This is a genomic window from Stenotrophomonas sp. YIM B13575, from assembly GCF_042787595.1.
Classification (GTDB): domain Bacteria; phylum Pseudomonadota; class Gammaproteobacteria; order Xanthomonadales; family Xanthomonadaceae; genus Stenotrophomonas; species Stenotrophomonas lactitubi_B.
The window spans coordinates 1-11,412 of sequence record NZ_JBHZOP010000181.1; the positions used below are offsets into that span (position 1 = coordinate 1).

The 11,412-nt window shown below is 67.0% G+C and carries 12 protein-coding genes and 1 tRNA gene; 10 read left to right on the forward strand and 3 right to left on the reverse strand.

Features of this window, described 5'->3' with window-relative positions; genetic code table 11:
* Positions 1-204: 204 nt before the first annotated feature.
* A tRNA-Glu gene (locus tag ACFX4F_RS20420) sits at positions 205-279 on the reverse strand.
* A gap of 49 nt (positions 280-328) precedes the next feature.
* Between ACFX4F_RS20420 and pcnB the strand changes: the two genes are divergently transcribed.
* The 7 genes from pcnB to pgi all read left to right on the forward strand — a co-directional run bounded on the left by pcnB (position 329) and on the right by pgi (position 6,423).
* Positions 329-1,708, forward strand: coding sequence for a polynucleotide adenylyltransferase PcnB (gene pcnB / locus ACFX4F_RS20425; protein WP_099820132.1), 1,380 nt, complete (start codon positions 329-331; stop codon positions 1,706-1,708).
* A gap of 3 nt (positions 1,709-1,711) precedes the next feature.
* Positions 1,712-2,197 carry a 2-amino-4-hydroxy-6-hydroxymethyldihydropteridine diphosphokinase gene (gene folK, locus ACFX4F_RS20430; RefSeq protein WP_380658175.1) on the forward strand — a complete coding sequence of 162 codons (486 nt, stop codon included), beginning with the start codon at positions 1,712-1,714 and terminating at the stop codon, positions 2,195-2,197.
* A gap of 34 nt (positions 2,198-2,231) precedes the next feature.
* On the forward strand, positions 2,232-3,047 hold the full coding sequence (gene panB / locus ACFX4F_RS20435; RefSeq protein WP_380658177.1) for a 3-methyl-2-oxobutanoate hydroxymethyltransferase: 816 nt from the start codon (positions 2,232-2,234) through the stop codon (positions 3,045-3,047).
* Entirely contained in the window at positions 3,044-3,883 is an 840-nt protein-coding gene (gene panC / locus ACFX4F_RS20440; RefSeq protein WP_380658180.1) for a pantoate--beta-alanine ligase, read from the forward strand. The genes panB and panC overlap by 4 nt, the downstream gene beginning before the upstream one ends.
* A 66-nt stretch (positions 3,884-3,949) precedes the next feature.
* Positions 3,950-4,444 (forward strand): hypothetical protein, encoded by a 495-nt coding sequence (locus tag ACFX4F_RS20445; protein ID WP_380658182.1) that lies wholly within the window; start codon positions 3,950-3,952, stop codon positions 4,442-4,444.
* A gap of 87 nt (positions 4,445-4,531) precedes the next feature.
* Entirely contained in the window at positions 4,532-4,912 is a 381-nt protein-coding gene (panD, locus tag ACFX4F_RS20450) for an aspartate 1-decarboxylase (protein ID WP_004153087.1), read from the forward strand.
* Positions 4,909-6,423 (forward strand): glucose-6-phosphate isomerase, encoded by a 1,515-nt coding sequence (gene pgi / locus ACFX4F_RS20455; RefSeq protein ID WP_380658184.1) that lies wholly within the window; start codon positions 4,909-4,911, stop codon positions 6,421-6,423. Before panD ends, pgi begins: the two co-directional genes overlap by 4 nt.
* Positions 6,424-6,513: 90 nt before the next feature.
* Here pgi and ACFX4F_RS20460 read toward each other — a convergent pair whose 3' ends face one another.
* Together ACFX4F_RS20460 and ACFX4F_RS20465 are read right to left on the reverse strand one after the other, a co-directional pair.
* Complete coding sequence (locus ACFX4F_RS20460) at positions 6,514-7,083, reverse strand: response regulator transcription factor (protein WP_032952096.1); 570 nt, start codon at positions 7,081-7,083, stop codon at positions 6,514-6,516.
* Positions 7,080-8,300, reverse strand: a complete 1,221-nt coding sequence (locus ACFX4F_RS20465) for an ATP-binding protein (protein WP_380658187.1) — start codon at positions 8,298-8,300, stop codon at positions 7,080-7,082. The genes ACFX4F_RS20460 and ACFX4F_RS20465 overlap by 4 nt, the downstream gene beginning before the upstream one ends.
* Before the next feature lie 114 nt (positions 8,301-8,414).
* Between ACFX4F_RS20465 and ispG the strand changes: the two genes are divergently transcribed.
* The 3 genes from ispG to ACFX4F_RS20480 all read left to right on the forward strand — a co-directional run bounded on the left by ispG (position 8,415) and on the right by ACFX4F_RS20480 (position 11,260).
* Positions 8,415-9,680 (forward strand): flavodoxin-dependent (E)-4-hydroxy-3-methylbut-2-enyl-diphosphate synthase, encoded by a 1,266-nt coding sequence (ispG, locus tag ACFX4F_RS20470; RefSeq protein ID WP_099820139.1) that lies wholly within the window; start codon positions 8,415-8,417, stop codon positions 9,678-9,680.
* A complete protein-coding gene (locus tag ACFX4F_RS20475; protein ID WP_089240345.1) occupies positions 9,661-10,410 on the forward strand; it encodes a phosphatase PAP2 family protein in 750 nt (249 codons plus the stop codon). Before ispG ends, ACFX4F_RS20475 begins: the two co-directional genes overlap by 20 nt.
* A 202-nt stretch (positions 10,411-10,612) precedes the next feature.
* Complete coding sequence (locus ACFX4F_RS20480; protein ID WP_025878804.1) at positions 10,613-11,260, forward strand: response regulator; 648 nt, start codon at positions 10,613-10,615, stop codon at positions 11,258-11,260.
* Positions 11,261-11,412: the final 152 nt, after the last annotated feature.

Genomic DNA, 11,412 nt, shown 5'->3' on the forward strand with positions numbered 1-11,412 from the left:
GGCCACCCTTTCCTGGACCGTTGGCGCCAAGGATGGCGCCATCGAGCACCATGGATGGGCTTTGGCGTGTCCAGGAAAGGGTGGCCCGCCCCCTCCCGCGCAGGAACAGGGAGGCGCCAAAGCGACCACGCCGGTTGGAATCGAGCATCCGGAAAACAGAAAAGCCCGCACAAGGCGGGCTTTTTCGGTTCCTGCTGCGGCGACTGGTGCTCCCTAGGGGACTCGAACCCCTGTTTTAGCCTTGAGAGGGCCACGTCCTAACCACTAGACGAAGGGAGCAGTGTGTCGCTGCCGGTGCAGGAGCGCTAGTATATGCACCTCGATGCCATTGGGCAATCCCGAAACTTCAACCGGAAGCGCCAACATCATTTCCTCTGCTACATCACCGTTCAGCCTGCGCGTCATCCCGCGCGACCAGCACACGATCTCCCGCAAGGACATCAGCCCGAACGCTTTGCGCGTGCTTTATCGACTGCGCGATGCCGGCTTCGGCGCCTACCTTGTCGGTGGCGCGGTGCGCGATCTGCTGGTCAATGGCCAACCCAAGGATTTCGACGTGGCCACCGATGCCACGCCCGAACAGGTCAAGCAGTTGTTCCGCAACTGCCGCCTGATCGGCCGCCGTTTCCGCCTGGCCCATGTTGTGTTCGGCCGCGAGATCATCGAAGTCGCCACGTTCCGTGCCAACATCGATGACGGCAGCGGCGACCGCGAGATGGAAAACGGCATGCTCGTGCGCGACAACGTGTACGGCAGCATCGAAGACGACGCCATCCGCCGCGACTTCACCTGCAATGCCCTGTACTACGCCATCGAGGACTTCTCGGTGCGTGACTACACCGGCGGCTTCGAAGACGTGCAGGCACGCCTGATGAAGCTGATCGGCGACCCGGTGCAGCGCTACCAGGAAGACCCGGTGCGCATGCTGCGTGCGGTCCGTTTGGCGGCCAAGCTCGGCTTCCAGATCGAAGAGGGCACCGCCGCACCGATCCCGCAGCTGGCCGGCCTGCTCAACGAAGCCGCACCGGCGCGCCTGTTCGAGGAAGTCCTCAAGCTGTTCCTGTCCGGGCACGGCGTGGCCAGCTTCGAAGGACTGGAACGCTATGGCCTGTTCGACGTGTTGTTCCCGGAAAGCGCCAAGGCGCTGAAGTCGAACCGCACCGGTGCGCTGCGCCGCATGCTGGTCGAGGGCCTGGCCAACACCGATGCACGCGTGGCCAATGACGAGCCCGTGTCGCCGGCGTTCCTGTTCGCGCTGTTGCTGTGGCCGGCCTATTGCCGCGCGCAGGCAACCCTGCTCAAGCAGGGCGTGGCACCGGAAGAGGCGCAGCGCCGTGCCGCCGACCGCGTCACTGTGCAGCAGTTGAGCACTATCGCATTGCCGCGCCGTTTCTCGCTGCCGATGCAGGAGATCTGGCTGCTGCAGGCGCGCTTCAGTTCGCGTCAGCGCAAGCGCGTGATGCGCACGCTCAGCCACCCCCGTTTCCGTGCCGCCTTCGATTTCCTGGCCCTGCGCCAGGTGGCATCGGCAGAGCACGAAGCCGACGTCGCGTTCTGGCGCGAAGCGCAGGCGCAGTCCGGGCATGAGCTGGATTCGTCGCTGGATTCGCTGCACAGCGAAGCCGGCGATGAGGAGGCTGGGGCACCGCGCAAGCGTCGTCGTCGCCGTCGTCGTCCTGATGGCGCCGCTGCCGGTGCCGCCGAGTAATCGATGACCGCTGCCTGGATCGGGCTGGGCGCCAATCTTGGCGACGCAGCCCACACCGTCCGCGCGGCCATCGCCGCGCTGGGCGAACTGCCCGGAACCCGGCTGACGCAGGCGTCGCGGTTGTACGCGACGCCGGCATGGGGCAACGAGGACCAGCCGCCCTTCGTCAATGCGGTGGCCTCGGTCGACACTGACCTGTCCGCTGTCGCACTGCTGCAGGCCATGCTCGCGCTGGAGCAGCGCTTCGGCCGCGTGCGCGACCCTGCCGTGCACTGGGGCCCGCGTGCGCTGGATCTGGACCTGCTGCTGTTCGGTGAGCAGGTGCTGGACCTGCCCGAGCTGAAAGTGCCGCATCCCTACCTGCACGAGCGGGCGTTCGTGTTGGTGCCGTTGGCCGAAATCGCCGCCGATCTGGCCATTCCCGGCCATGGCCGCGTGCGGGATGCAGTGATGCGGGTGGATGCCTGCGGGATCGCGCCGTTAGGGTGATAATGCCCGGGTTATCTCCCCCGGTTATCAGCACATGAGCACCCACGCAGACAGCAAGCCCTGGACCGTTCCCGCCCTGGCCGAGGCCAAGCGCAATGGCCAGAAGCTGGTCATGTTGACCGCCTACGACGCAGGCTTCGCCCGCACCTTCGATGCCAATGGCGTCGACCTGATCCTGATCGGCGATTCGCTGGGCATGGTCGTGCAGGGTCACGATTCGACCCTGCCGGTGACCGTGGCCGACATGGTCTACCACACCCGCGCGGTCGCCCGCGTGCTGCAGCGTGCGCTGCTGATCGCCGACCTGCCGTTCGGTGCCGATGCCACCCCGGAGCGCGCGCTGGATGCTTCGCTGCAGCTGCTGCAGGCAGGCGCGGAGATGGTCAAGATCGAAGGTGCCGGCTTCAAGGTCGACATCATCCGTTACCTGGTCGAGCGCGAGATCCCGGTCTGCTCGCATCTGGGCCTGACCCCGCAGTCGGTGCTGCGCCTGGGTGGCTTCAAGATCCAGGGCCGTGGCGATGCCGCGCGCCAGCTGGTGGACGACGCCAAGGCCGTTGCCGAGGCGGGCGCCAGCATCATTGTCCTGGAATGCGTGCCGACCCCGGTTGCCGCTGCCGTCACCGCTGCCGTTCCCGTGCCGACCGTCGGCATCGGTGCTGGTCCGCAGTGCGACGGCCAGGTGCTGGTGCTGCACGACTTCCTCGGCCTGGACAGCGGCCACCGCCGTCCGAAGTTCGTCAAGGACTTCCTGGCCGAAGGCGGCTCGGTGGCCGGTGCCACCCGTGCCTACGCCGATGCCGTGCGCGATGGCAGCTTCCCCGACGAAGAGCACGCGTACGCCCAATGATCCAGACCTTCAACGAACTCGGTGCACTGCGCGCGCAGATCGCGCAGTGGAAGGGCGAGGGCCTGCGCGTGGCGCTGGTGCCGACCATGGGCAACCTGCATGGCGGGCACCACGCGCTGATCACGCTGGCAAAGCAGTACGCCGACAAGGTGGTGGCCAGCATCTTCGTCAACCCGACGCAGTTCGGGCCGAACGAGGATTTCAGCCGCTATCCGCGCACCCCCGAAGCCGATGTGGCCGGGCTGGAGCAGGTGGGCTGCGATGCGGTGTGGCTGCCCAGCGTCGAAGCGATGTACCCGCTGGGCGTGGACAAGACCACGCAGATGCATGCGCCGGGCGTCAGTGAAGTGCTGGAAGGCGCCAGCCGCCCGGGCCATTTCGATGGCGTGTGCACCGTGGTGGCGCGGCTGTTCCTGCAGGTGCAGCCGGACGTGGCCGTGTTCGGTCGCAAGGACTACCAGCAGTTGGCAGTCATCAAGCAGATGGTGGCCGAGCTGTCGTTCCCGATCCAGATCGTCGGTGCCGAGATCGTGCGCGATGACGATGGCCTGGCCAAGAGCTCGCGCAACCAGTACCTCAGCGCCGAGCAGCGCCCGTTGGCGACCACTCTTCATCGCACCCTGCTGGGCATGCGCGAAGGTTACGTGGCCGGGCAGACGCGCACGCAGATCGAGGCCGAAGCCACGGCTGCGCTGCAGGCGGCCGGCTTCCAGGTGGATTACGCGGTGCTGCGCACCCCGGACCTGGCCGAACCGAGCTTCGATGGCGGTGGCCGCGTGGCCCTGATCGCCGCCCGCCTGGGCAGCACCCGGTTGATCGACAACCTGGAGTTCTGAGCCGCATGCGGCTCAGGGGCGCCCGCAGCGGGCGCCTCTCACCTTCCCATGGACGGGAGACCGGAAATGAATACCCCCACCACTACCGGCCGTCTTGCCCGGGCCTCGATCCTGGCGGTACTGGCCGCGGGCATGGTGCCTGCCCAGCTGATGGGCGGCCTGTTGTTTGCGCTCGACTTCGCGCGTACGCCCGTACCGGCACTCACCGGCGGTGCGCTGATGTTCGTGCTGGGCGTGTGCAACGCCATCGCGGTGTTGCTGCCGATGGCGCTGATCCTGCAGTCCCAGCGGCGTCTGCGCCGGACCGCCTTTCTGCTCGTGGGGTTCGGTCTGGGCGCGCTGGCCATGGCGACCTGTGCCTGGCCGGGCGCGGACAATGGTCCGCTGCTGCAGCGCCTGCGCTATGTCGATACCTTCGACGTGATCAGCTACGGCCTGTCGGTGCTGGCCGCGGGCGGCTTCGGCCTGGTCGCCGGGCTGACCTTCCATACGGTGTTCGGCCTGTCGCTGTACGGCGCCTGCGGGCATGCCCCGGCAGCGCTACCGGTCGAGGGCGCCTGAACGGTCTTCAGCGTCCCGTCCCAGCCCCCTGACGACGGCCAAGCGGGTGCTAGAATCCGCTCTTTCCTTTGCCGTTGCAGCGCCCCCATGCACCTGTCCCTGCTCAAGACCAAGATCCACCGCGCCACCGTCACCCATTCCGAGCTGAACTACGAAGGCTCGATCGCCATCGATGACAATCTGCTGGCTGCCACTGGCATCCGTGAATTCGAGCAGGTGCATATCTGGGACGTGACCAACGGTGCGCGCTTCTCGACCTACGCGATCCGCGCCGAAGCCGGCAGCGGCGTCGTCTCGCTCAATGGTGGCGCCGCGCGCCACGTGCAGGTCGGTGACATCATCATCATTGCCGCCTTCGCCAGCATGACCGAGCAGGAAGCCGACAGCTTCAAGCCGAAGCTGGTGTACGTTGATGGCAACAACCAGATCTCCCACACCAACGACACGATCCCGACCCAGGCCGCATGACAACGAACAACGGATTCGACTCGCTGCATTCCCACGCCCAGCGCCTGAAGGGCGCAAGCATTCCCAGCCTGCTCGCCGCCGAACCCGGCCGTGTGCAGGACCTGGCGCTGCGGGTCGGTCCGTTGTATGTCAACTTCGCCCGGCAGAAATACGATGCCGCGGCGTTGCAGGCGCTGTTGGCGCTGGCTGCCGAACGTGATGTCGGCGGTGCCATCAGCCGCCTGTTCCGTGGCGAGCAGGTCAACCTGACCGAAGGCCGCGCCGCGCTGCATACCGCGCTGCGCGGTGATGTGGTCGATGCGCCGGTGGCGGCCGAGGCCTATGCCACCGCGCGCGGCATCCGCCAGCGCATGGGCGTGCTGGTGCGCGCGCTGGAAGACAGCGGCGTGACCGATGTGGTCAGCGTCGGCATCGGCGGTTCCGATCTCGGTCCGCGCCTGGTCGCCGACGCGTTGCGTCCGGTCACCGGTGCACGCCTGCGCGTGCATTTCGTGTCGAATGTGGACGGCGCCGCCATGCAGCGCACGCTGGCCACGCTGGATCCGGCGAAGACCGCTGGCATCCTCATTTCCAAGACCTTCGGTACCCAGGAAACCCTGCTCAACGGCCAGATCCTGCATGACTGGCTGGGCGGCAGCGAGCGCCTGTACGCGGTCAGCGCCAATCCGGAACGCGCCGCCAAGGCTTTCGCCATTGCCGCCGAACGCGTGCTGCCGATGTGGGACTGGGTGGGTGGCCGCTATTCGCTGTGGTCGGCCGTCGGTTTCCCGATCGCACTGGCCATCGGCTTCGAGCGCTTCGAGCAATTGCTGGAAGGTGCCGCGCAGATGGATGCGCATGCGCTGGACGCGCCGCTGGAGCGCAACCTGCCGGTGCTGCACGGGTTGACCGACATCTGGAACCGCAATCTGTTGGGCTTTGCCACGCACGCGGTGATGACCTACGACCAGCGCCTGGCGCTGCTGCCGGCCTACCTGCAGCAGCTGGTGATGGAAAGCCTGGGCAAGCGCGTGCAGCGCGATGGCCAGCCGGTCACCACCGACACCGTGCCGGTGTGGTGGGGCGGTGCCGGCACCGACGTGCAGCACAGCTTCTTCCAGGCCCTGCACCAGGGCACCAGCATCATTCCGGCCGATTTCATCGGCTGCGTGCACAACGACGATCCGTATACGGTCAACCATCAGGCGTTGATGGCCAACCTGCTGGCGCAGACCGAAGCACTGGCCAACGGCCAGGGCAGCGACGATCCGCACCGCGATTACCCGGGCGGCCGCCCGAGCACGATGATCCTGCTCGACGCGCTCACCCCGCAGGCGCTGGGCGCCTTGATCGCGATGTACGAACACGCGGTGTACGTGCAGTCGGTGATCTGGAACATCAACGCCTTCGACCAGTTCGGCGTCGAGCTGGGCAAGCAGCTGGCCAGCGGCCTGCTGCCCGCTCTGCAGGGTGAGGATGTCGAGGTCAACGACCCGCTGACCCGTGAGCTGCTGGCCCAGCTGAAGGGCTGACGCGGGCGGGGAATGCCGCCGGGCATGGCCCGGCGCTACCCTTCGTTACCCCGGTAGCGCCGGGCCATGCCCGGCGGATACGACGCCGCGTTACCGGCTCGGATCGCGCTCCGGGCTCGGCCGCTTGGCCAGCTTGCGCTGCAGCGAACGCCGGTGCATGCCGAGCAGGCGCGCGGCCGCCGATACGTTGCCGCCGGTTTCATGCATCGCCTGCTGGATGTGTTCCCACTGCAGGCGGCTGATCGGGGTCATCGCATCGGGCACTTCCATCTCGCCGTCATCGGCGGGGCCATCGTCTTCCTCGCCTAGTGCGCGCAGGATCATCGGCACCGTCGACGGCTTCGGCAGGTAGTCGTCGGCGCCGAGCTTGATCGCCTCCACCGCGGTGGCGATGCTGGCATAGCCGGTCACCAGCAGGATGCGCATGTCCGCACGCAGCGCGCGCAGCGGCTGGATCAGCGCCAGGCCGGAATCGCTGCCCAGCTTCAGATCGATCAGCGCGAACGCCGGCGGATGCTGGCGGGCCAGTGCCAGTGCGCTGGCGGCATCCTGTGCGGTCTGCGTCTCCAGCCCTTTGCGGGCCAGGCTGCGCTGCAGCGTGCGCAGGTAGAGTTCGTCGTCGTCGACCAGCAGGCCAAGGGTAGAAGCAGTCATGGTCATTCCTCGCGGGGGGCCAACGGCAGGCGGAAGCCGACGCGGCTACCGGCCCCTTGGGCCGGGCGCATCCACATCTCGCCGTCCAGGCGTTCGATGGTGGCATGGGACAGGGCAAGGCCGACGCCCATGCCTTCACTCTTGCTGCTGCCGAACAGCTTGCCCGGCAGGACGGCGGCGCGGGCATCGAAGCCATGGCCGTAGTCGCGTACTTCGCCGATCAGGTCCTCGCCTTCGATGCGCAGGCTGAGGTCGACGCGCGGGCGGCCAGCCTGCTCGCCGGCATCGGCCGCGTTGTTCAGCAGCACCATCAGCAGGTGGCCGACGCCCGGGTCCAGCGGCAGGCGCAGCGGCGCGTCGTCGTTGCGGTGCAGATCGATGGTCGGGCGCACCAGCCGCCATTGCTCCAGCACCTGCTGGGCGGTGGAGTGGGCGCGCCCGGGGCGGTCGTTGGAGGCCGGCGCGGCCAGTGCCAGTACGCGCTCACGGCACTGCACCAGCAACTCGCGCAGGGTCTCCATGTCCTCGCGCACTTCCGGCTCTTCGCTGCGCTCGGCCACGTCGTCGGCAAGCAGGGTCATCGTCGCCAGCGGCGTGTTCAGTTCGTGCGCCACCGAGGCCGCATGCGTGGCCAGGGCGACGATGCCTTCGTTGCGCGCGAAGCGTTCGCGCAGCGCCGACAGTTCCAGCTCGCGCTCGCGCAGGGCGATTGCCAGCCGGGTGGAGAAGATCAGCACCACCGCAGCGGACAGCAGGAAGGTGGCGATCACGCCCCAGCGATTGAGGTCCACTGCGTTGAAGTAGCCGGCCGGCAGCGGTTGTCCGAACAGTCCGCTGGCGGCATAGCCGAGCAGGCAGGCGCTGGCCACGGCCAGGGCCCAGCGCAGGGGCAGGGCGAACGCGGCCAGGGCGATCAGGATCAGGAACAGCGAACCGAACGGATTGGCGATGCCGCCGCTCCAGCTGACCATCCAGGTGAGGATGATCACGTCCACCAGGATATGGCCGAAGGCGGTCAGCGGCGCGGTATCGGCCGGTTCCGGGCGCAGTTGCGTATACAGGTTGAATACGGCAAGCACGGCCACGCCCGACCACAACGGCAGTTGCGGCAACGGCAGTCCCAGCACCCAGGTGGCGACCAGGATGGTGGCCGCCTGGCCAGCCACGGCCAGCCAGCGCAGGCTGCACAGGGTTCGGAGAAACGGGGCGTCGGGACCGGTCATTCGCGCCCATCGTATGCGTTCGCGGGGATGCCTGCCTGCGACAATCGGCCGCAGCCGCACTGCCGCCTGAATGCGACACACCCGCAAGGTCGGGGCGGGCGTTAGAATGCCCGCATGCATGACGCCGTCACCCGCCCTACAGCCCCCTCCGATGCCACTGCCTGGCCCCGTCGCCTGACCCAATCGGTCCAGATCGGTGGAGTCACCGTGGGCGGTGGCAAGCCGGTGGTGGTGCAGTCGATGACCAACACCGACACCTCCGACGTGGCGTCCAGCGTGAAGCAGGTCGCCGAGCTCTGGCGCGCCGGCTCGGAAATGGTGCGCCTGACCGTCAACACCGTCGAAGCGGCGGCGGCGATCCCGCGCATCGTCGACAAGCTGGCGATGATGGGCATCGATGTCCCGCTGATCGGCGACTTCCATTACAACGGCCATCAGCTGCTGACCGCCGAACCGGCCTGTGCCGAAGCGCTGGCCAAGTACCGCATCAACCCGGGCAACGTGGGCTTCGGCAAGAAGAAGGACCTGCAGTTCGCCCAGCTGATCGAGTTCGCCATCCGCTACAACAAGCCGGTGCGCATCGGCGCCAACTGGGGCTCGCTGGACCAGGCCTTGGCGGCGAAGCTGATGGACGAGAACAACCATCGCGAACAGCCCTGGGACGCCGGCCGCGTGCTGCGCGAGGCGCTGATCCGTTCGGCGCTGGATTCGGCCGAGCAGGCCGTGGACATCGGCCTGCCGCGCGATCGCATCATCCTTTCGGCAAAGGTCAGCGGCGTGCAGGAACTGATCGCGGTGTACCGCGATCTGGCCCAGCGTTCGGACTTCGCCCTGCATCTGGGCCTGACCGAAGCCGGTATCGGCAGCAAGGGCATCGTCGCCTCGGCGGCGGCGCTGAGCGTGCTGCTGCAGGAAGGCATCGGCGACACCATCCGCATTTCGCTGACGCCCGAACCGGGCCAGTCGCGTACGCAGGAAGTGATCGTCGCCCAGGAACTGCTGCAGACCACCGGCCAGCGCGCGTTCACCCCGCTGGTCACGGCCTGCCCGGGCTGCGGCCGTACCACCTCGGAGTTCTTCCAGGAACTGGCCAAGGTGGTGCAGAACCACGTGCGCGAAAAGATGCCGCTGTGGAAGATCCAGCACCCGGGTGCGGAGAACATGACCCTGGCGGTGATGGGCTGCGTGGTCAACGGGCCCGGTGAGTCGCGGCATGCCAACATCGGCATCTCGCTGCCGGGTACCGGCGAAGCACCGTCGGCACCGGTGTTCGTCGATGGCGAGAAGAAGGTGACCCTGCGTGGCGAGAACATCGCCCAGGAATTCGTCGCCCTGATCGATGATTACGTTGAACGCACCTATGTCCGAAGCGCCGGGTAAGCCGACGATCCTCGCTGCGCCGGAGCCAGCCTCCGGTTTCCGCCACTGGATGGCGCGCAATGCCTGGCGGCTGCTGTTGCTGTTTGCCGGTGTACTGCTGCCGCTGGCCGGATTCGTCGCCCTGGCCGACGAAGTGCACGAGTTCGAGTCCTTCCACTTCGATGCGCCGCTGCTGTGGCAGATGCACGGCCTGCATTCGCCGTGGCTGGACCGCATCTTCGTGCTGCTGTCGAAACTGGGTTACGAGTGGTTCCTGATCCCGGCCGACGTGCTGATTGTCGGCGCATTGGCCTGGCACCGGCGTTGGCGTGAAGCGACCTTCGTGGCCGTGAGCTTCGTCGGGTCGGCGCTGCTGAACATGGGCAGCAAGCACTTCTTCCAGCGCGACCGGCCCAGCCTGTGGGAATCGATCGCGCCGGAATCCACGTTCAGTTTCCCCAGCGGCCACGCGATGGGCTCGATGACCTTGGCGGTCACCCTGGTGCTGCTGGCCTGGAATACCCGCTGGCGCTGGCCGGTGCTGCTGTTGGCGCCGTCGTTCAGCCTGTTGGTAAGCGTTTCCCGGGTCTATCTGGGGGTGCATTACCCCTCGGACATCCTGGCCGGATGGTGTGCCGCGCTGGTTTGGGTGGTAGGGTGCTATCTGGTCATGTTCAGCCGCCGTCATCCATGGCGACGGCACGGTTCGCCGCCAGCGACGGCCAGCGAAGCGATCACGCAAGGGGAGTGACGTGGATGCCCTCCCAAGGGCGTCTACCTGAGGGACGGGTTGTTTCGTTGTAACGGGTTCTGCAGGGCAAGGGGCACGATCAGTGCGTGAAGAATGTGATGCGCAAGGCAGAACGCCGGAATTGCGCAACATCCGCGCTTGCAGTGGTCAGGTGCTCCTGCCTAGGTTGACCCGTATTGGCCGCATTCGAAGAGGTACGTGAATGACGATTCGAGTCTACCTGGTGGATGACCACGCGTTGGTCCGCACCGGGATGAAGATGATACTGTCGAGTGAAACCGACATTGAAGTGGTGGGCGAGGCCGAGACGGGCGAAGACGCGCTGCCCGCGATCCGCCAGCTGCAACCGGACGTGGTGCTGTGTGATCTGCACCTGCCCGGGGTGAGCGGAATGGAAGTGACCGAGCGCATCGTCCGTGGCCATCGCAGCACGCGGGTGGTGATCGTGTCGGTGCTGGAGGACGGTCCGCTGCCCAAGCGCCTGCTCGAAGCCGGTGCTGCCGGTTACATCGGCAAGGGCTGCGATGCGCAGGAACTGCTGCGCGCGGTGCGTGACGTGGCCGCCGGACGGCGTTACCTGGGCACGAGCATCGCGCAGAACCTGGCGTTGTCGACCGTGGAAGGCAACGGTTCGCCGTTCGACAACCTGTCGCCGCGTGAGCTGGAAGTGGCATTGCTGCTGACCCAGGGCCTGCGCCAGGAAGACATCGCGCGGCGCCTGAGCCTGAGTGCGAAGACGGTGAACACGCACAAGGCGCGGTTGTTCGAGAAGATGGGAATCCACGACAACATCGCGTTGGCGCGGATGGCCAGCCAGTATGGGTTGGTGGATCCGGCGCGGCCGCTGTAAGGGTTTCGGCCAACGGCTGAGCCCCTCGCGGTGTGCGGTTGGTTTCATGGGGTTGGCCCTGCGGAGGGATGGCGCAGGGGACGCCGTGAATCCATCCCTGGAGGCTCGGGCGCGCCATCCATGGCGCTTACGCCCCTGCGCCATCCCTCCGC